Annotated in this window: 18 protein-coding genes and 1 tRNA gene; 13 read left to right on the forward strand and 6 right to left on the reverse strand. The window is 46.1% G+C overall.

The features are described 5' to 3' along the window. Positions 1-9: 9 nt before the first annotated feature. Complete coding sequence (lysX, locus tag ACN08W_RS05935; RefSeq protein WP_419107141.1) at positions 10-3,342, reverse strand: bifunctional lysylphosphatidylglycerol synthetase/lysine--tRNA ligase LysX; 3,333 nt, start codon at positions 3,340-3,342, stop codon at positions 10-12. Between the two features lie 401 nt (positions 3,343-3,743). Here lysX and ACN08W_RS05940 point away from each other — a divergent pair, with 401 nt between their 5' ends. After that, positions 3,744-5,270 (forward strand): alanine/glycine:cation symporter family protein, encoded by a 1,527-nt coding sequence (locus ACN08W_RS05940; protein ID WP_419107142.1) that lies wholly within the window; start codon positions 3,744-3,746, stop codon positions 5,268-5,270. Between the two features lie 124 nt (positions 5,271-5,394). After that, positions 5,395-5,664: a PLDc N-terminal domain-containing protein gene (locus ACN08W_RS05945; RefSeq protein ID WP_419109028.1), complete on the forward strand. Its 270-nt coding sequence runs from the start codon at positions 5,395-5,397 to the stop codon at positions 5,662-5,664. A 74-nt stretch (positions 5,665-5,738) separates the two neighbouring features. Here ACN08W_RS05945 and ACN08W_RS05950 read toward each other — a convergent pair. Continuing rightward, positions 5,739-5,822: transfer RNA gene (locus ACN08W_RS05950), tRNA-Leu, on the reverse strand. 127 nt (positions 5,823-5,949) lie between these two features. Between ACN08W_RS05950 and ACN08W_RS05955 the strand changes: the two genes are divergently transcribed. The 8 genes from ACN08W_RS05955 to pknB all read left to right on the forward strand — a co-directional run bounded on the left by ACN08W_RS05955 (position 5,950) and on the right by pknB (position 16,190). Continuing rightward, the gene (locus ACN08W_RS05955) at positions 5,950-6,258 is read left to right on the forward strand and encodes a YrhK family protein (protein ID WP_419107144.1); all 309 of its coding nucleotides are present in this window, start codon (positions 5,950-5,952) and stop codon (positions 6,256-6,258) included. Positions 6,259-6,436: 178 nt separating this feature from the next. Then, entirely contained in the window at positions 6,437-7,267 is an 831-nt protein-coding gene (locus ACN08W_RS05960; RefSeq protein ID WP_419109029.1) for an FhaA domain-containing protein, read from the forward strand. After that, entirely contained in the window at positions 7,267-7,767 is a 501-nt protein-coding gene (locus tag ACN08W_RS05965) for an FHA domain-containing protein FhaB/FipA (RefSeq protein ID WP_419107146.1), read from the forward strand. Before ACN08W_RS05960 ends, ACN08W_RS05965 begins: the two co-directional genes overlap by 1 nt. A gap of 5 nt (positions 7,768-7,772) precedes the next feature. Further along, positions 7,773-9,467, forward strand: a complete 1,695-nt coding sequence (locus tag ACN08W_RS05970) for a PP2C family protein-serine/threonine phosphatase (protein WP_419109030.1) — start codon at positions 7,773-7,775, stop codon at positions 9,465-9,467. After that, a complete protein-coding gene (locus tag ACN08W_RS05975; protein WP_419109031.1) occupies positions 9,460-10,911 on the forward strand; it encodes an FtsW/RodA/SpoVE family cell cycle protein in 1,452 nt (483 codons plus the stop codon). Before ACN08W_RS05970 ends, ACN08W_RS05975 begins: the two co-directional genes overlap by 8 nt. Continuing rightward, positions 10,904-12,349: a peptidoglycan D,D-transpeptidase FtsI family protein gene (locus tag ACN08W_RS05980; RefSeq protein ID WP_419107149.1), complete on the forward strand. Its 1,446-nt coding sequence runs from the start codon at positions 10,904-10,906 to the stop codon at positions 12,347-12,349. The genes ACN08W_RS05975 and ACN08W_RS05980 overlap by 8 nt, the downstream gene beginning before the upstream one ends. Beyond that, entirely contained in the window at positions 12,346-14,091 is a 1,746-nt protein-coding gene (locus ACN08W_RS05985; protein ID WP_419109032.1) for a protein kinase domain-containing protein, read from the forward strand. The genes ACN08W_RS05980 and ACN08W_RS05985 overlap by 4 nt, the downstream gene beginning before the upstream one ends. Before the next feature lie 5 nt (positions 14,092-14,096). Further along, entirely contained in the window at positions 14,097-16,190 is a 2,094-nt protein-coding gene (gene pknB / locus ACN08W_RS05990) for a Stk1 family PASTA domain-containing Ser/Thr kinase (protein ID WP_419109033.1), read from the forward strand. Between the two features lie 98 nt (positions 16,191-16,288). On the opposite strand, the gene ACN08W_RS05995 is transcribed toward pknB, so the two are convergent. Genes ACN08W_RS05995 through ACN08W_RS06005 form a run of 3 tightly spaced genes read right to left on the reverse strand, consistent with a single transcriptional unit; the run spans position 16,289 to position 17,986 of the window. Then, positions 16,289-16,924, reverse strand: coding sequence for an anthranilate synthase component II (locus ACN08W_RS05995; protein ID WP_419109034.1), 636 nt, complete (start codon positions 16,922-16,924; stop codon positions 16,289-16,291). Between the two features lie 21 nt (positions 16,925-16,945). Next, positions 16,946-17,107 (reverse strand): hypothetical protein, encoded by a 162-nt coding sequence (locus ACN08W_RS06000; RefSeq protein WP_419104027.1) that lies wholly within the window; start codon positions 17,105-17,107, stop codon positions 16,946-16,948. A gap of 30 nt (positions 17,108-17,137) precedes the next feature. After that, positions 17,138-17,986 carry a class E sortase gene (locus tag ACN08W_RS06005; RefSeq protein WP_419109035.1) on the reverse strand — a complete coding sequence of 283 codons (849 nt, stop codon included), beginning with the start codon at positions 17,984-17,986 and terminating at the stop codon, positions 17,138-17,140. A gap of 229 nt (positions 17,987-18,215) precedes the next feature. Here ACN08W_RS06005 and ACN08W_RS06010 point away from each other — a divergent pair, with 229 nt between their 5' ends. Together ACN08W_RS06010 and ACN08W_RS06015 are read left to right on the forward strand one after the other, a co-directional pair. After that, a complete protein-coding gene (locus ACN08W_RS06010; RefSeq protein WP_419104029.1) occupies positions 18,216-18,494 on the forward strand; it encodes a cell division protein CrgA in 279 nt (92 codons plus the stop codon). Between the two features lie 8 nt (positions 18,495-18,502). Beyond that, positions 18,503-18,706, forward strand: a complete 204-nt coding sequence (locus ACN08W_RS06015) for a long-chain fatty acid--CoA ligase (protein ID WP_419107153.1) — start codon at positions 18,503-18,505, stop codon at positions 18,704-18,706. 42 nt (positions 18,707-18,748) lie between these two features. On the opposite strand, the gene ACN08W_RS06020 is transcribed toward ACN08W_RS06015, so the two are convergent. Next, positions 18,749-19,672, reverse strand: coding sequence for a LysR family transcriptional regulator ArgP (locus tag ACN08W_RS06020; protein ID WP_419109036.1), 924 nt, complete (start codon positions 19,670-19,672; stop codon positions 18,749-18,751). 85 nt (positions 19,673-19,757) lie between these two features. Here ACN08W_RS06020 and ACN08W_RS06025 point away from each other — a divergent pair, with 85 nt between their 5' ends. Next, entirely contained in the window at positions 19,758-20,996 is a 1,239-nt protein-coding gene (locus ACN08W_RS06025; RefSeq protein ID WP_419104032.1) for a hypothetical protein, read from the forward strand. The last annotated feature ends 445 nt before the right edge of the window (positions 20,997-21,441 follow it).

The raw sequence follows: 21,441 nt of genomic DNA on the forward strand, positions 1-21,441 counted from the left end.
TTACCCTTATCAGCGTGAGGGTTTAACGAAAGGGAAGGTCAAAACGTCTCGAATATTTTGCCCTGCTAACAACATGACTAAACGATCTACTCCAATACCTAAACCACCTGTCGGTGGCAAACCAACTTCTAAAGCGTAAAGGAAGTCTTCATCAACTTCCATTGCTTCAACATCTCCAATAGCAGCTTTAAGAGATTGTTCATTGAGACGGCGACGCTGTTCTAAAGCATCAGCCATCTCTGAATACGCAGTTCCTAGCTCCATACCGTCAATGACCAAATCCCACCTCTCAGCTAGCCCAGGGTGACTGCGGTGAGCGCCGGCTAAAGGAGATGTCTCCTGAGGAAAATCAATATAGAATGTCGGGTAAATCGTCTGCGGCTCTACCAATTCCCCGTATAGTTCTTCGATAATAGCGCCAGCACCCATATCATCTCTCACGTAAATACCATGGGTACGAGCATGGTCAAGAAGAACTTCAAAATCAGTATCCAAAGAGATAGGCTCTCCTATCACCTCTGATAATGCTTCACAGACGGTCTTGACTGGCCATTGAGCAGAGATATCGATTAGGTGACGTTTTCCGTCCTTTCGTTCTCCTAGGGGTAAGGATTCGCTGCCAAAAATACTATAGGCAACATTCTTGATAAGACTCTGAGTGAAATCCAACATCACCTTGTAATCGGCGTATGGTTTATAGGCTTCTAAGACTGTAAACTCCGGATTATGGGTAGCGTCTGCCCCTTCATTACGGAAATTTCTCCCAATTTCGTAGACGGCACCCATATCCCCTGCGACAAGACGTTTAAGATATAGCTCTGGCGCAATACGTAAATATAAATCTGAACCATACGCATTGATAAATGTTTTGAAGGGGCGGGCACTTGCCCCACCATGAATAGTATGAAGAATAGGTGTTTCTACTTCAAGAAACCCTGACGCATCTAGCGTCTTACGTAGAGAAGTAATAACAGCGCTACGCATCCTGATATATTCACGTTGTTTCGGATGAACAATGAGATCTGTTGAACGGCGGTGCAGTCGTGTTTCGGGGTCTGTGAACTGTTCAAAAGGAATATCGTGTAGAGATTTCGCGCCAAGAGTCCAACGATGGGCCAGCAGGGAAGGTGTTCCGTTCCGTGAGGTCCCTAAAATTCCTGTGAAAACAAGAATGTCACCCCGATCTACTGTTTGACGGAATATGTGAAAGTCGTTGAGAAATTGTTGTTCGCACACAACTTGGGCTTCTTTGAAGCCCTCTTTTAACGTCAGAAAAACAACAGCACCATGTGAGCGAATGGACCTAACTCTTCCGGCTACGGTGATAGTCCCCGTCGGAGTTCCCCCTGCATGCGTCAAGAAGTCTGCAAGTTGTCCGGCAGTATATTGCGTACTTATTCCTAGTGGGTAGGGGTTAATTCCGTATTCTTTGAGTAAGTTCAGATGCCGAATACGATGTTTTGTTTGATCGGTATATCGTGGGGTGAAGGAGCACGGCGTATCTGTGCGATTTTCTAGTTCGTGAAGCCGGTGCAAGTGCTCGTCATCTAACGTTGGCAGGTGCCGAGTTTCTTGTACAAGTAATGCCGGCAAAAAGCCTTCTGCAACGCCTGAGGATACGCATACCTGAGACAGCGTCAGCATCGAGTCAGCCGCAATATAACGTGGTTCCCATACGGGATCAAATTTTTGGTTAAAACGATACAGCCTCTCAAGTTGTAAGAATCTATTGAGGATACCCAGTGTGGAAGAAACTAGGCGTGTCCAGGGGCTCGCCCCAAAGTGGTCAGCTTCAACGAAGGTTTTTCGGAACATCGCAAAATTCAACGAAACTTTTGTAATTCCAATTGTTGGAAGGTTTTGCATCGTTGTTGCAATCATAAATTCCATGAGCCCATTAGGCGCTTGCGGAGAACGACGCATCACATCTAACGAAATACCGTTTTTCCCCCAAGGAACAAAAGAAAGTATTCCTACAATCTTTCCGTCAGGAGATTCAGCAGTAATCAGTACACATTTACCGTCTGCGGAATCTCCAAGACGGTTCAGCGCCATTGAAAATCCACGTTCTTCTGCGCCGTGACGCCATTGGTCGACGAGGCTGATGATGGAGTCCATGTCCTGACGCGAAACATCTGCGTGACGTCGAATATTGATGGTGTACCCATCGTGGTTCAGTTTTCTTGTTGCATGACGCACTTCTGCCAAGGAGGTGTTGTTAATGCTGAACCGTTCAGCGTTGAGTATGGCTTCATCACCCATATAGGTGATAGCGAGACCTGCTTGTGCGTAGGCTTTTGCGCCGCGTTCGCTCGCACTAATAACGCCGGGGGTCCAGCCGTAGGTTCTAGCGTGTGTCATCCAGTTTTTAATGGCGCTATCCCATGATGATGGAGCTCCAATGGGGTCGCCGGAGGCTAACGCCACTGAGTAGATGAGACGGTAGGTGATTACAGCACGACGGTCGTCAGAAAAAATCATGGATTTTTCACGTCGAGTTGCAAAATAAGAGAGGGAGTCTTTGTCTCCGTATTCACGGATGAGGGTACGAAGCTCTAGTTCGTTATCTTGGTTCCAGCTTTTCTGGTCAGCTGGTGTTCTCAACACTACAGCAATAGTGATAATGATGGTCAAGGCGTAGCATAGGTCGATAAGAGCTTTGAAGAAGTGGATCAGACGGTGTGAACTATCAGATGCACCCAGTGGGGAAATATTAACGACAGAAAAACCGTATTCAAGAGTGTTTTTCCAGAGTGTTCCAAACCCTATTCTCTCTTGAATATACCCCATGAGAAGAGCAACGCACCACGTAGCAAGAACGCCAATGATGAGGGAAGTAACCGCTTGTTTCCACCGCGAGCGCACGGTATGGGCAGGAAAGGCACTTTTGCAGGAGTATAAGAGCACTAAGGCACAAAGAGCAAAGATGAGGGAGATTCCATTAGCTACAGAACTATAGACATCAAAAAGATGTTTAAAGTCTTGGTTATTTCCGAGGGTTTGCAAGACCCCAGGGATAGTGACGAGGATTCCAGCATATTGGAAGAACACTACAGCATATAAACCAACTCTGCGTCTGCGAATCAGGGCGGTAGTGATGAGTATCAATACGATGGCTGATACTAGGGTGTGGTCTACGGGGATGTTCATTGCCCCTAGAAGGATTTCCCACCAGGGGTATCCCACATGGTTTTTATGGAAGGGTGTCAGGACCCATGAGAAGAAAGCTAATGCAGAGCTAATAGTGTAGATGCCGATGACCCAGCGAGCCGTATATTCTGCGTGTGAGGTGAGTTTTTTCCACGTTCTTGTGATGATTTGGGTCTTGGGGTTAATCTTCACTCTTGTGTTGCTCTTCCTTGTGCTCCCCCTCTGCACGTTTGTTTCTCACGGGGGAGGGACTTGTCCAATAGAGTACAACTCTAATCTTTCTTAGGGGTGTTATCTAGAAATTTTTCTTGAGTTTTGGTCTGTTCTGTGGGTGTTTTGTGTTCTGGTGTTACACCGATGAAACATTTTTCCCTTAGTGTATAACCCAGTTAAAGAATATCTACAGCCGTGCCTTATAGACTTTTTGGCTACCCTTGATGGGTTTTCGGATATTGCCGATGATTTCATCGTTTTCTATCTTGCTCGGTAACACACTGCGTTTCTCTGTAGTTCAGAGGCTCATGATCATCTAGCTCAGCATGTCTTATCACCCCGTAAGAGGTGCGGTGCATTCCTCAGTAAAGGAGCATTTTATGAATGCTTTTATTGATGTCATTAATAACATCAATGATGCTACTGCCTCCGCGGCAGAAGTTATTACCTCCATTTCAGATAGTGTCTGGAGTGTTTTGTTTATCGTCCTGATCGTCGTTGGTCTTGGCATTACTGTTGCTACCCGTGCGGTGCAATGGCGTGCACTTCCTGAGATGTTCCGCTCCGTAGTTGAGCCATCTGGTAAAGAGAGTGATGGGCGTAAGGGTATTTCATCATTCCGCGCGTTTACTGTTTCGGCAGCTTCTCGTGTGGGTACTGGAAATATTGCTGGTGTTGCGATTGCAATTTCTCTTGGTGGCCCTGGCGCTGTTTTCTGGATGTGGGTTATTGCTGCTATCGGTGCGGCCTCTGCTTTTGCAGAGTCTCTCCTCGGACAGCTATATAAACAGCATGGTCAAGATTCTTATATTGGTGGCCCCGCATACTATATGCAGCGTGGTTTGAACGCGCGCTGGTTGAGCCTCATTTTCGTGGCGTTTATTATCGTCACTTACGCGTTTGTTTTTGTTGCTTTGCAAACGAACTCTATTGTTGATGCGGCAGCGACTTCTTTTGGTTTTGATTCTGCATCTGATGATTCTCTTGGTTTGCGTGTTGCTATTGGTGTCATCGTTATGGTGCTTGCTGCAAGCATTATTTTTGGTGGTATTCGCGCTATTTCTTCTGTGACTGAATGGCTTGTACCTATTATGGCGGTGCTGTATCTGTTGCTTGGTCTTGCAGTAGTGCTGATGAATCTTACGGAGGTTCCTCATATTCTTGGAGAAATCCTTCAGGGTGCTTTTGGTCTTAAAGAATTCACCACTGGTGGTTTGATTGGGGCAATTACTCTAGGTATGCGTCGTGGTTTACTCTCTAACGAGGCTGGTATGGGTACTGCACCTAACGCTGGTGCGACCGCAACAATTTCTCACCCCGCAAAGCAGGGTTTTGTGCAGACTCTTGGTGTTTACTTCGATACGATGTTGGTTTGCTCGGTGACTGCGTTTATTGTTCTACTCTCAAACCCAGAATATGGTAGTGACGCTAAGGGTGCGGCGCTGACTCAGTCTGCACTTTCTGAGCAATTGGGTGGATGGTCTATTAACTTCTTGACCATTGCTATTGCGTTGTTTGCTTTCTCTTCTATTGTGGGTAACTACTACTATGGTGAGTCAAACCTTCGTTTCTTGACCGAGAACAAGACCCCGATGTTTATTTTCCGTGTTCTTGTCTTGTTCTTCGTATTCTTTGGTGCTATTTCTTCGTTGAAGCTCGTATGGAACTTAGCAGATTTGTTGAATGCTGGCATGGTCGTTGTGAACTTGACGGCTGTATGTTTGCTGATGCCGAAGGTCATGAAGTTGCTTCGTAACTATGAGGTTCAGCGTAAAGCTGGTCTTGAGCCTATTTTTAAGGCCTCAGACATGCCCGAGATTAAGAATCTTGCTGCTTGGGACGGCACTGATGAGGTATGCACTCGTGAGTTCTGGGAACAGGTTGATCGAGAGAAGACTCTTCGTTAAGGTGTAGTTTTTTCGGCAATTGGTAATGTCGTGAGATAAGGCGTCGGTTCTCTTGTGTCGAGGGAGCCGACGTCTTCGTATATGCTATTTGAGTTTTATTCGATTGATGGAGGTGGGAGTGTTGATGGTGTGGCAAAGTGCTGAGGTTTTGGAGGTCTCGCAGAGAAATACGTCTGATCCTACGGTGTTAAGTTGGGTTCTTTTAGTGGGTATTGGTGTGGGTGCGGCTCTTGCCTTGTATTGTCTTTTGACGATTCATCGAAACCCTTATTTTTCTCGTGGGCAAAAACTTGGATGGCTTTTTGTGGCGTTGGCTTTTCCTATTTTTGGTCCCATTTCTTGGATAGTTCGCGCCCATCATGAGAAAAGTTATCAGGAGTCTCGTGGTTCTTAGCCGCGTTGTATGATGCGTTTAATAAAAGAGGTGCTTCCCTATTCATAGGTGAATAGGGAAGCACCTTTGTTGGGTGCGCAAGGGGGGACTTGAACCCCCACGCCCTTGCGGGCACAGGCACCTGAAGCCTGCGCGTCTGCCAATTCCGCCACTTGCGCTAGAGTCGTTTTAATGACGACAACGAGAAATCATTATACACCCATAGACGGCGTTCTTTGCAAAAAATATCATGTCTTCAGTCACCCGATGGTACATACTTATTCGTAATCATGACATGATGTTTTCATGAAAAAACCTCAAACAGATACTTCCTTAGAGATACGTTGGGGCAATGAAGAGCTCATTATTCGCCAACGATATGAGACGCTATCCATTTTGAATGACATTTTAATTGGTGTTATTTTCCTCATCGGTTCTTTTCTTTTTTTCTCACCTAAGACGGTTACTGCTGGAACGTGGCTTTTTGTTGTTGGTTCAATGTTGATGTTGATTCGTCCTTCTATTCGCATTACTCGCCATATTCATCTTCGGAAGCTTCGGACGAAATATCATTCAACTTCAGGGCAAAAGATTGATCAGTCCTTTGACTTCTAAAAAAACTTCCTAGGGAGAGAAAAACCTAATTCTTACAGGTTTCTCTCAATCATCTATTAGACTGGCATTGTAGTGTGTTTACGTATAAGGAACGTAGATTATCACTCTTGAAAGTCATTATTAGGTGTTTTTACTGTTATCTGCGGTCAAGGACATATAAATTCTCAAGGAGGCAAGCATGGGTTTTATCAACAAACTTGAGCAAGGCCTAGAGAAAGCTGTTCGTGGCACGTTTAGTGGCGGGAATAGCCGTTTTGAGCCGGCTGACTTAGCTAATCGTATCCGCACAGAGATGGATGACCGCTCGTACTCTATAGCTTCTGGGCATACTCTGGCACCCAATGTTTTTACCCTATATTTTGCTACTGAAGATTTTCCGCGCGTTAAAAGTTGGGGTACTCCGTTAGCTGAAGAGTTATGTGATGTTGCAATTCGGCAAGCACGTGCTCAGGGGTATTCTTTGCGCGGTGCGGTACGAGTTACTTTTATTGGTGATGATTCTCTTGATGCTGGAGATTTTAAGGTGTCTTCTTCTCAAGAGAAAATTTCAACGGGAGAGGTTCCTTCTCAACAACCTCATCTAGCGGTTCCTCGTCCTCATCACCAAGATATGTATCGTCAAGAGAATGTGAGAAGCCCCCAGTCTTCACATAGCACCCACGAGCATTCTTCGTCGTGGGGCACTCGGTTGCAGGACGAATCTACTGAAAAAACGCAGGTAGTTTTGAATATTAATGGTCAGAACTATTCTGTTGATTCTTTCCCCGTTGTTCTTGGTCGCGGGGCTCAAGCTGATATTACGGTCGAGGACGCTGGGGTGTCTCGACGTCATCTAGAAATTATGGAACAAGACGGAATTTATCTTGCTGTTGATTTAGGCTCAACGAATGGTAGCTATCTCAACGGTCAGCGGCTTCAAGGACGTAGAGAACTTACTCATGGCTCAATCCTTAAGATGGGTCGTGCACAAATTATTTTCCGTCTTATGGTTCCAAGGAGTGCGCGTTAATGGCTTCAGAATTTACACTTGGTATCCTTCGTTATGCGTTTTTGTTGATTTTGTGGTTGTTTATCTACGGTGTTGTTGCTGCATCTCGCAAAGACTTAGCCGTTGGAAAAAATTACCGTATAGAACAGAGAGAATATGCTGCTGAGGGATCCTCTCCAACAACGGGGCCTCAGCCGCCAGCTGCTCCGGCTAAACCGAAGCCACCTGCTCGTGCTCAACAGCTTCTTATCGTTGATGGAGCATATGCTGGTCATGTTATTCGGCTATCTGATGTACCTCTAGTAATCGGGCGTGGTTCTCACGCTGATGTGCAGATTAAAGATGATTATGCTTCGCATCAGCATGCACGGCTTTTCCCTCAGGGCTCCCGCTGGTTTATTGAGGACCTTTCATCAACGAATGGTACTTTTATTAATGATCAGCGTTTGACGAGGGCTACTTTGTTGGAGACAGGTACGGTGTTCCGTGTCGGTCATACAAGTATGCAGTTGAAGGCATAAAGCCTATGGGTATTGCATTTCGTTTTGCAGCACGGTCTGATGTTGGTCGTGTGCGCTCTAAAAATGATGACTCAGGATACGCCGGACACTATCTAGCTGTTGTTGCCGATGGTATGGGCGGACACGTTGGTGGTGATGTAGCTTCTGCAACAACGGTCCTTGATCTCACGCCTCTAGACCATAGTGGCTATGAAGGTTCTGCCGGTGTCTATTTAGCAGATGAAATTCAAACCGCTAATATCATCATGAATGAGCTCGTTGATTTGAATCCAAGTCTTTCTGGTATGGGAACAACGTGTACGGCCCTATTAGTTGACGGCGAAAAAATTGAGCTTGCGCATATTGGAGATTCACGAGCTTATCGTTTACGGAACGATGTTTTTGAGCAAATCACAACGGATCATACCTTTGTGCAACGTCTCTTAGAAGAAGGGCGTATTACCCCTGAGCAGGCACTTACTCATCCTCATAAGAACGTTATTATGCGTGTTCTTGGGGATGTTGATGCCTCACCTGAGTTAGAGCTTTTGACCTTAGAGGCAGAATGTGGCGAGAAGTGGGTTCTCAGCTCGGACGGTCTTGACGCTGTTGTCGGTGTTGAAGAGATTGAAGAAGTCATGCGTTCGACAGAAGATCTTAAACACATGGTGGATTCTCTTGTCGATTTAACATTGGACCGCGGTGCTCCAGATAACGTAACGGTGGTTGCTCTTTCTGTCATTGACGAAGATGCTCTTTCTTCTACTGTTACATCACCCCAACCAATTATTCCTTTACGTCAGTATTCTGATGAAGGAGAGTTTCTTGGTGTTGTTAAAAACCCTCATTCTCTAGATGAGGGCACTCCTATCGAGCCAATGTCTTCAGAACAGGGCGAAGATGAGGGCGCTCCTTCTTCGCACCGTGCTCCGTGGCGTCGCCGTCTTCCGGTAGAAACGAAGATTCGCAATGCCTTGACGCATGGTAAGTGGCGTGGGGAATCTTTCTCCGACGGTGTTTTTAATATGATGACCGAAACCTCTGGGGTAGATGAGCGTCCAGAAAATATTGAGGATTCGTCTGCTGCTGTACTCCGTGAAGAGTTAGCTGAGCGTCCACATCAATTAGTTGGTGCAGCATCTAACGCAACGAACACAGGAATGATTCCTACCGTCACGAAGCGTACGGTAGCACAGCGGGCAACTTTAGTGACCACACCAGCGACGTTGGTTCCGGTAGAGGAAGTTGAGTTACCTCAAGAGTTTCAGGCGGCTATTACAACTCCAGAACGGTCAGTACATTCTCGTTGGGGTGTTCGTATTTTTACTGCTTTATTAGTTGTTGGCACTCTTTTTGCTAGTGTTTTGACCTTTGCCTCGTGGGTGTCGAATCAATACTATGTCGGTATTAATAACGAGAAAGTTGCTGTTTTCAATGGGGTTCCGCAGTCTTTAGGGGCTATTCACTTTTATAAGGTTGTCGAAGAGACGTCTCTTGAGGTTGCAGAGCTTCCGGAGTATTCGCAATCTTTAGTTCGTAGCACTATTTCTGCTCATGATTTATCCGACGCTACACGAATTGTTTCAGATTTACGGCAGCAGGTTGATTCTGCTCATGAGAAGAAAGACCAGCAGAAACCTTCAGCATCTGCTACGCCTGTTCCTTCATCGTCCAGCGTTTCACCTTCACCTAGTACAGCTGAGGAGGCTACCCGTGGCTAAGTTTTTTAAGCCCTCAGACAGGCCTCGTACTCGTCGTTTTATAGAACTATTTTTAACGGTTATCGCTATAGCTTTCTGCCCTATCAGTATGTGGCTGGTGGACCCTGAGAACATTACGCTCAAGCATGATAATACGTGGGTTCTTGCGACAGCTGTTCTTGGTGGTGGCGCATTACTTATTCATACTGTTTTGCATCTGCGAGCGCGATATGCCGACCCGTTGATTTTGCCTATTGTGGTGCTTTTGAATGGTCTTGGTCTGGCGATGATTTATCGTATTGATTTGACCACTCCATCTAATGCTGGGGCAACACAAATTATGTGGACGGCGTTAGGAATGACTGTTGCGGCGGTGACCCTTTTAATGCTCAAGAGTCATCGTGTTCTTCGCCGAGTCACGTATGTTTCTTTGCTGGTTTCGTTGGTGTTATTGTTGTTGCCGCTGATTCCATTTTTGGGTGTTGAGATTTACGGTGCTCGTATCTGGATTTCTATTGCTGGGCGCACTTTCCAGCCTGGTGAGCTTGCAAAGATTACTTTAGCTATATTTTTTGCTGGGTATCTTTCAACTCATCGTGATTTGATTTTGGTTGCTGGTCGTAGGTTAGGCCCGCTTCGTTTCCCTCGTTTTAGAGATTTAGCCCCCATGTTTATTGCATGGTTGGCGAGTATTGGTGTTCTGATTTTCCAACGGGATCTTGGGTCAGCTATTTTGTTCTTCGGTTTGTTCGTCTCGATGTTATATCTTGCAACGGGACGTTCTACGTGGGTATTCCTTGGTCTGGGTTTTGTCGCTTTAGGTGGCGTATTGGCATACCAGTTTATCGGGCATGTTAATGCTCGTATCTATGGTTGGATACATGCATTTGACCCTGAGATTTATAACCGTGCTTATGGTGGTTCTGGTCAAATTATTCAGGGAATTTTTGGTTTGGGTGCTGGTGGACTCTTTGGTCGTGGCTGGGGTAAAGGTCGCCCTGATCTGGTCGCATTCTCTAACTCAGATATGATTGTCACGTCTTTGGGTGAAGAGCTTGGGTTGGTTGGTTTATCCGCTATTTTATTGCTGTATTTCTTGTTGATTACTCGTGGTTTCCGTGCTGCTTTAGGAACTCGTGATGCTTTTGGCAAGTTGCTCAGTGGTGGTTTGTCTGCTGCTATTGTGATTCAGCTTTTTGTGGTCGTTGGCGGGGTGACTCGTATGATTCCTTTGACTGGTTTGACGACTCCTTTCCTATCTGCTGGTGGTTCTTCTCTTCTGGCAAACTGGATTATTATTGCGCTTTTGCTGTCAGTTTCACATGCTGCACGCGCTCCACATGTTATTGATTCTTCAACAGGTGTTGATGGAGCATCAGATACGGATTCTCAAGAGGGCGGCGTGACTCGTCTGATTTCTAAGATGGCAACACATACTCGAGTAGGAGGTTCACCCCGTGAATAAGGCTATTCGTAAGGCGTGGATTGCTTCTAGCTGTATTTTTGCTCTTCTTCTTTGTTCGCTGACGTATATTCAGTTCTTTGATGCTAAAGCATTAGCTGATAATCCGTGGAACTCTCGGACGTTATATGAGAATTATGGTTCTCAACGTGGTTCTATTGTGGTTGATGGCAAGGAGATTGCTTCTTCTGTTCCTTCTCATAACGGTTATGAGTATCAGCGTGTTTATTCAGATCCATATGTTTATGCTCCGCTGACTGGTTATTTCTCGTCTATCTATGGTTCGACGGGGTTAGAGAACGCGATGAATGGTGAGTTGTCAGGGAATTCTGACAACCAGTTCTATGATCGTCTTTCACGCCTTTTTACGGGAGGTTCTGCTCAGGGGGCAACGGTTGAGCTAACTATTGATTCTCAGCTGCAAACTTTGGCGTATCAGCTTTTGGAGGGACATAAAGGCGCTATTGTGGCGTTGAATCCGAAGACGGGTGAGGTTCTTGCAATGGCAACGAGCCCGTCCTATGATCCTAATGTTTTGTCTTCTCCTGATAATGAGTCGGTGTTGGCCCAGTATCAGGAGCTCAATAATGATCAGAGCGCTCCTCTTTATAATCGTGCTATTGCGGGTAAGACGTATGCTCCTGGTTCAACGTTTAAAATTATTGATGCGGTGGCTGCTTTAGAGTCGGGAAAGTATTCTGCCAAGAGTGTTATTCCGAATCCTCAAGAGTATGTTCTTCCAGGGACAAATACGGCGTTGCCAAATTATGTCAATGGCCATTGTTCTTCTTCTCAAGAGGCAACTATAGAATGGGCTTTAGCCCAATCGTGTAATACGCCTTTTGCTCAGATTGCTATAGATTTGGGGCAGGATGCTATTGCTCGCACGGCTAAGAATTTTGGGTATCAGGATGATTCGTTGAAGATTCCTTTGCCGGTATCGGAGTCAGTGTTCCCGTCAAATCTTTCGGATAGTACTTTGGCGTTGTCTTCTATTGGACAATATGATGTGAGAACGACTCCTTTGCAGGTGGCGATGATGTCTGCGGCTATTGCTAATGATGGTGTTCAGATGAAGCCGAATCTGATTCGCTCTGTCAAGTCTCATAATTTGAGTTCTCTTTATGAATTTTCGGCGAAGGAGTTGCGTACTTCTACATCGCCAAAGGTTTCGCAACAAATTCGTGATTGGATGGTTAACGACGTGGATAACGGCATTGCCTCTGGTGCTGCAGTTAGCGGCGTGAAGGTAGCTGGCAAGACGGGTACTGCGGAGACTGGTGTAGCTGGTCAGAATAATTCGTGGTTTACTGGTTTTGCGCCAGCAGATAATCCGCAGGTTGCTCTTGCAGTCATGTATGAAGATGTCAGTACCGCTGAGGGTGCTCAGCTTACTGCTCCCGCGGCTAAACAACTCTTTGAGGCGGTGTTGAATAAGTGAGACCTTCAACTGAGACGTCGTTAGGTGGTCGTTATAATCTCACGGAGCGTATCGCTATTGGTGGTATGGGTGAGGTGTGGAAGGCTCGTGATAAGGTACTTGGTCGTATCGTTGCGGTGAAGATTCTTAAAGAGGAGTACACCGGCGATCCTGGTTTCTTGGAGCGTTTCCGTGCTGAAGCTCGCCATACTGCGTTGTTGAATCATCCTGGGGTGGCAAATGTTTTTGATTATGGTGAGGAAGATGGCTCTGCCTTTTTGGTGATGGAGCTTGTTCCCGGAGATCCGTTATCGAACATTATTGAGAAGGAACGTACATTAGATTCTGATCGTATTTTGAGTATTATTGCTCAGACTGCGCGTGCTCTTGCGGTTGCTCATGATCAGGGCCTTGTACACCGAGATGTGAAGCCGGGTAATTTGATTATTGCTCCGGGTGATCGTGTTAAAGTGACGGATTTTGGCATTGCTCGTCTTGCAGATCAGGTTCCGTTAACAGCTACTGGTCAGGTGATGGGAACGGCTCAGTACCTTGCACCAGAGCAGGCTACTGGGCAGCAGGCAACTCCTTCTTCTGATATGTATTCTTTGGGCATTATTGGTTATGAATGTTTAGCTGGTAAGCGTCCTTTTACGGGAGAGTCTCAGATTGCTATTGCGTTGGCGCAGGTGAATGATCCGCCTCCCCCACTGCCTCAGTCGGTGCCAGCTCCAGCAGCAGCGCTGATTATGTGTTTGTTGTCTAAAGATCCGGCTCAGCGTCCTAAGAATGCGACAGCGTTGGCTTCTGCTATTGATGCTATTCGTCGTAAGGATATTAAGGCTGCGATTAAGAGCGTTCCGACACTAGCTGAGTTTTTGTCTCCTGATGGTACGTCTGTTACGGAGGTGATGACGGCTCCCACTGCTGTTACTCCTCAGCGTCCTCGTTTTGGTTCTGGGCAGCGTCATGTTCCGCAGTCTACGACAGCGCCAATTCCGGCTGTTGCTGAGTCTACGTATCGTTCCTATCCAGCAAGGGCTGAGCGAAAGTCCCCGTGGGTGTGGGTATCTTTGATATTGGCAGCTGTTGTAGTTGCGTTGGTGGTTTGGTTTGTGATTCTTGAAGGCTCACAGCGGACGCCAGCTTCTTCTGAAGATACTCCTGTTCCAACTGTGTCGGGTACAGTTTCGACAGTAGAGGCGTCTCCTGAGATGAAGGCTCCTGTTGATGATTCTCCGGTCACTATTGAGATGGTGTCTTCTGCCTTTGAGGGCCAGAAACTTGAGGATGTTGTGAATGAGCTTGTCGCACAGGGGTTGTCTACAAAAACTACGGGGAGAACTTCTGATCAGCCGGCAGATACGGTATTGTCTGTATCACCTGAGGGGGCATTGAGCCCAGGCGCTACAGTGACGGTTACGTATTCAACTGGTCCTCGTTCTGTGACGCTTCCCTCTAATTTAGAAGGAATGAATAGCGACACAGCTATTAGTGAAATTACTAAACTTGGTGTTAATGTGAAAGTTCATCAGGAGGAGTCTAGTAGTGCGGAGCCAAACACGATACTCCGAACTAACCCTTCTTCTGGGACTAAAGTTGAAGTTGGTAGTAGCGTAGATATTTACGTTGCAACTTCACCGAAGTCAACGGCTTCGCCGACGGCTACAGATTCTCCTAGTGCTGGTTCTCAGGAACAGCCGGAAGATTCTCAGTCTTCAACTAATCCATCTACTACTCCAACTGCTTCGAATAACGGGTGAATTGAATGGAATTTCAGCTTCCTGAAATGATTGATAAGCGTTACCGGATTCAAGATGTTCTTGGTTCCGGTGCGATGGCTACCGTGTATTCTGCCGAAGATACGCGGTTAGGACGTCGGGTTGCACTTAAAGTGGTGCATCCAGAGTTAGCTGCGGATCCGCTTTTCTGCGCGCGTTTCCAGCGTGAGGCGGAAGCAGCTGCTGTTTTGAACCATCCTGCTATCGTGGCAGTCTATGACACAGGAACGATTACGGTAGAGGGTGATGACGAGACTCCTCTACATCAGGTTCCTTATTTGGTGATGGAGTTAGTATCAGGAAAATCTCTTGCAACATTATTAGATGAGCGTGGGGAACTTCCTGTTGCTGAGGCTGTTGCGTATGGTACGCAGGTTCTTGAGGCCCTTCAATATGCTAATGATCAGGGCATTACTCATCGTGGTATACGTCCAACCAATATTATGGTGTTGCCTTCCACTGAGGAAGATCGTTCAAAGAATCAGTTTGGTCAGGTTAAGGTCTTGGATTTTGGTCTGGATCGAGCTTTGGAAAATGTGGGAGGCTCTTCTGAACCGACTGAGCAGACAGAACGTTCTCATGCGTATATTGCTCCTGAGCAGGTTCGTGGTGAGACCGTAGATTCTCGTAGCGATATTTATTCTGTTGCGTGTGTGATATACCAGTTGTTGTGTGGCCGTCCGCCGTTTATTGCTTCTTCGGCAAAGGATTTGGCACATCAGCATCTTAGTGAGACACCTGCAGATCCGAGTTCTTATGCTTCGGTCAAGTTCGCTCCTGCCTTAGATGGTGTTTTGTTGAAGGCTTTGAGTAAGTCTCGTTCGGATCGTTTCCAGTCTGCCGATGAGTTTCGTTCAGCGTTAGAAAATGTTGTTCAGGGTGTTCCTTCTGCAACATTTGATGATGTTGAGACAGGTTCTACGACAGCACTGAGTGCAGCTGCTGCAACGGGTGTTGCGGGCGGTTCTGCCGCATATTCTTCATTGAATACGAGCGCTCATGCTCAGCCTTCTTCTGATGAAGCTGCTGGTCTGGGCGGTTGGTTTGATAATGCTCAGGCTGAGTATACCGATGAAGAGCTTTATGATTATGAGCGTAATGAGGCATTGGCAAAGAAGCGTCGTCGTCGTCAGGCGTGGACTCGTGTTATTACTGGCATGATTATTGCTGCTTTGGCTCTTTTCTCGGTGACAACGGTGTTGTACTACCAGAATGAGCTAAAGAAGGTTCCTGTTCATCAGGTTCCTGCTGTTCAGGGGTTATCGAAGAATGATGCTGAAACTGCTGTCCGTAATCTTAATTTGACGGTTAAGTGGGATGATGAATTCTCTGATGCTGTTGCAAAGAATGATGTTATTAAGAGTACGCCGGTAACAGGAACTGAGGTTGAAGAGGGCAGCGAGGTTCTTCTGACCCTTTCTAAGGGGCCTTCTCAGTTGGCGATACCAGATAATATTGAGGGCCAGTCTGAGGCTTATGTTCGTTCTGCTTTGCAGGATGCTGGGTTTGTTCCAGGACGTACGTCTACGGTCAATAGTGCAACGATTCCTGCCGGTATGGTGGTGTCGTTGTCGAAGGAGCCAGGAAGTAAGGTTGCGGCTGGTTCGACCATTGATATTGTTCTTTCGGACGGTAAAGTGACTGTTCCTGAGTTGATTGGTTTGAGTCGTGATCAGGCGATTGCGGCGTTGAGTGCTCCTGATGTTTTGTTGAGTACGAATATTGAGACGGTTCAGACCAATGCTGCTCCAGCGGGTACGGTTCTTTCTCAGAGTTCGGCTGCTGGTACGACGATTGGTCAGGGAAGCACTGTGACGATTCGTGTTGCTGCTGCTCCTCCTGCTCCAACGGTTGCTCCTCGGCCTCGTCCGACGGTAGCTCCTCAGCCTGAGCGTCGTCCTGTTCCTCCTGCACCGGAGAATCCTCGTCCGGCGCCTGAGCGTTCTTCACAGGCTCCTGCTCCTTCTGCTCCTGCAGCTGAGGAAAAGTCAGAGAATAGTCAGCGTCGTCCGGCGCCTGAGCGTTCTTCACAGGCTCCTGCTCCTTCTGCTCCTGCAGCTGAGGAAAAGTCAGATAACTAAATATGGTGAGAGGATATGTCGTAGTTGATGTATCTTCAATCAAAAAAATGCTGGTGTAGATCTCGTAATGAGTTCTATACCAGCATTTTTTATAGGGGTTATGAGTTGATGTGGGGGCTGAGGTTTTGTGCTTTTTCTCGTGCGCCGTTGAGTCCTACTTCTTCTAACCATGTGCCAAGCATGCTATATCCACCTTCTGTGAGGACTGATTCTGGGTGGAATTGGACTCCATGTATGGGAGATGTTTTATGTTGTAATGCCATGATGATGCCATTTTCGCTGGTTGCGGTTGCTTCGAGTTCTTCTGGCATAGTTTTTGGGTCTACGGCTAGTGAGTGGTAGCGGGTGACTCGTAGCGGGCTGGGTAAGCCGTTAAATACGGATTGTTCGTTGTGGGTAATATGAGAGATTTTTCCGTGCATGATTTCTGGTGCGTGGTAAACCACGGCTCCGAAGGCCTCTGCAATGGCTTGGTGCCCTAGGCATACTCCAAGGAGTGGCTTATGGTGTTGCGCAGCCCATTGTATGAGTTCGATAATGCAGCCAGCTTCGTGGGGTGCACCTGGTCCGGGGGAGATCATGATGCCGTCATGTTCTTGGGCTTGGTTGATGACGGTTTCTAGGGATGCTTCATCGTTACGGATGACGGTGACGTGAGCACCGAGTTGTTCTAGGTAGCCGACGAGGGTGAAGACGAAGCTGTCGTAATTGTCGATAACAAGGATTCTGGTCATAGTTCCTTCTTTGAGTGGAGGCTAGTGGTCTACTGTCACGTCACGGTATAGAGGACTATACTCTGCGATAGCTGGGAATACATATTCCATGAGGCTCCAGATGATGAGGAGCACCAGTACTATGGCGATGATAATACGTGCCCAGAGTGGTCCGGGTAGGTGTCTAAAGATCCATGCGTACATATTTTCTTATACCTTTGGTTTTTGCGGTGTTTATTGCGCTGTTTGAAGTTCTTGGGGCGCTCCGGCAGATAGTGGCTGCCAGTGTTCGTAGCGTGCGTGAACGATGTATCGTTGGGTGTCTCCGAAGCGGGGGTGGCAGGTTGTTAGGGTCATGATGCGTTCAGTAGGTTCGTTGTCGGGGTGTTGAGGGTTGGGGGCAATAACGTAGATATCTTCGGGGTATACGATTGATGTTTCGTAAATGGTGTAGGTGTAGTAGCCGTTAATGGTTTGTACATATATTTTGTCGCCGATACGGAGCTGGTCGATGTAATCAAGCACTGCTCCATTGGTTTGGCGATGTCCGGCAAGAGCGAAGTTTCCAATTTCTCCGGGCATTGCGGTGTTTTCGTAGTGTCCTAGTCCAAGGGTGTCGAGGACATCTGTTCCGGTGCCTTCTGCGATGGGGCGTTGGTAGTGTGCGCCGAATCGTGGGATATACACAATGCCGTAGGCTTTTCCGTATTCTGGTTCGCGTCCTACAGGTGGGTTGTTGGGGTCGGTGTTATGGGGTATTGGTGGTTCTGGGTTGTTTTCTTCTGGTGAGTGTTGGTTGTTGTTTTCTTCTGGTGTTGCGGTGTTTTGTGGTGCTATTGGTTCGTTAGAGTATGGTTCTTGAGCTTGTTGTGGTGTATTAGGGCTTTGTTGTGGTGATGTTGGTTGTTGTGGTGATGTTTTCTCAGATTCTGCAGCTTGTTTAAATTCTTCAGCGAGAGTGTGCACTGCTTGTGATTGTGTTTGTGAAGCAGAGATATTGGTCCACCAAAGTTGCCATCCGACGAAGAGGAGCAAGATGAGCCCTAGGGTGATGAGTATTTCTCCGATAATTTGTATGACCATGCGCCCTTTTGTATGAGGGGATGTATTTTTTTCTGGTCTGGTGGAGGTATTTTTCATAGATTTTCCGTTGTACGGGTTCGTCGGTTTTCTTGAGGGTGTTTTTAGGTGTCTGCTATGTTTGTTAGGGTCTGAGCAGATAAAATTCTAAGCGATGAATCTGTTGATTTATTGGGTATATGTTCAACCGTACCTGATATGGCGTATGGGTAAATAAGTATTTGGAGGAAAGATGGCAAAAGATAAGAAAGTAATGACGGATAGTGATTTGCATGAGGAGGAGACTTTTCGTCGGATAGCTAAAGAAATGGTTACTGATGATTTCGCTTCTCCTACTCCTCTGTGGTATCAGGTTATTATGTTTGGTCTTGTTGTTCTCGGTATTTTATGGATTATGGTTTTCTATATTAGTGAGACAACTCTGCCAATTCCGGGTCTTTCGATGTGGAATGTTGCTATTGGTGTTGGTTTGATGATGGCTGGTCTTTTAATGATGACTCGTTGGCGTTAGTGGATGTTATGTCTGAGAAAGATACGGGGTCTTTATCTGATAAACCTGAGGTGACGAATCCGTCGAATTTGGCGCCGGTGAATCCTCATGAGCCTCGCCAGAAGAGGGAGGATATTCGTGCTGCCATTTTTGAGACGAAGTTGCGTCGTTTAGCTTTAGCTGGTTTTGTTTTTGCCGCTGTCGCGTATTTTGTATGGCAGGGAATATGGTAAATATATTCCTATACCAGAATATACTCTTGTCAAGATTGCATTTTAGAGGTTTTTAGGTTCTAAGTATTTCTGGGCAGCGTCATAGATACGTTGGGTAACACGGTCAAGAATACGTGACGAGATCTTCCAACGTTGCCAATAGAGGGGAAAATCTAGAGGCTTATCCCCCGCTAGAGATATTATTGTTCCAGATTCAAGACCTTGACGGCACTGAGCTTCTGGAACAAGCCCCCAACCAATACCGTCTTCTACTGCTCGAGCATAGTCAGGGGACGAGGGAATATAAATACTCGGTGATTCTCCTCCGTTATCTTCAACGTTGTGGGCCTTGAGAATCAGATGACGAGAAGAACGCTGTCCGTGGTCTTTTCTATCAAACTCAATAACGGGTGCAGCGTTGAGTTCTTCTGCTGTTATATGGTGTGGCCAATTTTTAAAATGTTCATCGACAAATTCTTTTGAGGCAACACACCAGTACCGCGCTTGGCCAAGTTCTTCAACCTCACAACCATTAATGAGTTCTGGATGAGAGGTAATTGCCGCCATGACTTCCCCAGAACGGAGAAGAGCTGAAGAATGCTGTTCCCCTTCTCTTCTGAGATCGCAAAAGATTTTATCGCATCGGGATAGTTCCCCTACAGCAGAGAGCAACCAGGTAGCCAAAGAATCAGAGTTTACAGCAATGGTTATGCTGCCTTGCCCAGCACGTTCGCCGAGTTCTTGTTCTAGCTCTGCATTAAGATATTCATTTTGGCGGGCAACTCTAAGAACCACTTCACCAGAATCTGTTGGACGTACAGGATTAGTACGCTGTAGCAGGATACGACCGGCACTCGTTTCCATTGTTTTAATGCGTTGAGAAATCGCCGAAGCACTAACACCTAAAATTTCTGCTGCGGCTTCAAAGGTGCCTTCATCAACGACTAAGGTAAAAGTACGCAATTGTTCATTAGTAAAACGAGTCATCGGCGAATCCTATCTGCATACTTGAGTTCATTCAGTCTCTACTACGCTAGAAAAAGACAAAATTGCATACTCTAGAATAGCAACTATGAGCTTATCTTCTTCAGAACATCATGAGGCATCACGTTGGTTTAGGGCGAATGGCCTTCCTTTAGTTATTCTTCCACAGGAACGCATCAAAGAAATGTTCGTGAGAATTACTCCTTTAGGGTTATGGCTATCAGTCACCTTATTCATTGTGACGATTTCTGTGGCTATTTTGGCTCATCTAGACGATAAAATTTTTGTTCAAGAAGATACCACTGATGATATCCAATTAGAAATTATCAAAGGCATTGGAGCTTTTGTTCTCTTATTTGGTGGACCGCTAGTAGCACTTGTTATCCCGTGGCTGGTTCTTCGTTTTAAAAGAAAAACACCGCAAACACTTTTTGTTATTACCGGATCGATGAGCATTCTCTCCATCATGTATCTTTTATCCCCCAGCCTGAGCTATCGAATGGGTATTGGGGAGCCTCTCTTCTTTAGCTCTTCCATTGAGGTTATTCTTTGCGTGCTAGCTATACTATTAGCACTTTTTCTAGGGTTAGATTCAATTTTATGGTGGGCTTTTAAAGAGACTCTTGTACAGCTTGGCTCGGCAATGATTATGATTGCAAAAGTTTTGCCAATGCTTATGGTGGCGGTCTTATTTTTCTTTGTTAATGCAGAGATTTGGAAAGTTGCAGACGCTCTCAGCTACGCAAAGACTTTTGCCGTGTCAGCTGTGATGTTCACCCTCGCTCTTTTTATCGTTACAACGACTGTTATTGAACGCTCTAAAGAAGTTCTGGGAGATCATCAGGGTAAGGGTATTCAGTTTAGTTCAGAAGAGTATCAGCGGGTATCGGCTGAGTCTACGAGCTTTTGGAACACGGTTACAGAACGTATAGAAGGTTCTGTTTCTGCTAAACCTTTAGGAGTGAGCGAACGCATTAACTTTATTCTTGTTCCAGCGATGGTTCAGTGTATTCAAGCTGTTATGTTTTCCATCTTTGTTTTTCTATTCTTCGTGTGGTTTGGTAGTTTTGCTATCCCTTCAGAGGCTGCCGCATCGTGGATTAACCATACGCCAGAGAACTTTTTATTATTTGGTGTAGAACTTCCTGTTAGCTCTGTTCTTGTTAAAGTGTCAATTGTCCTTGGGGCATTTTCAGGACTTAGCTTTGCTGCTTCAACAAGTACCGATGAGCGCTATATGCATGATTTCCTTGAACAGGTCTTTATTCGTCTACGTCAGCAGGTTTTGATCCGCAATATTTATCGGAGTGTTTATACGGCTTCGTAATTTTATCCATTGATTAGACACCAGATAGCTCTTAGAGGTTATCCATAGGGTCAAGAAAGAGCTTATAAAGAGCCTAGATAGGGGTTCCTATCCCTCAAATGCAGTTCTATGAGCACAACTTAGGAACAGGCTTTTATATCTCGCTAAGAATCAGAAGTAAAATACTGACCCCACCTTTTCTGTATACGCACTACGTTGTACCTTAGGGCTCTCTCGCACCCATGAGAGCAACAGAAGACTTGTAATAACCCAGAGGGAATTCTAGTCCCCTCAACACAGTCGATGAGCATAAATATTGCTCTAAACTATCTCCACTGAGGACGAGTATTCCCCAAATACTTCTAAAAAGGTTGTTAAAATAAAAGAGCACCCCTCCGAAGAGGGGTGCTCTTTTACTACCTAGATTTCTATCATCTCAATGACAGAAACGTCGTTTTGTTGTTAC

This window comes from Rothia sp. CCM 9419 (assembly GCF_048512815.1).
Lineage (GTDB): Bacteria > Actinomycetota > Actinomycetes > Actinomycetales > Micrococcaceae > Rothia.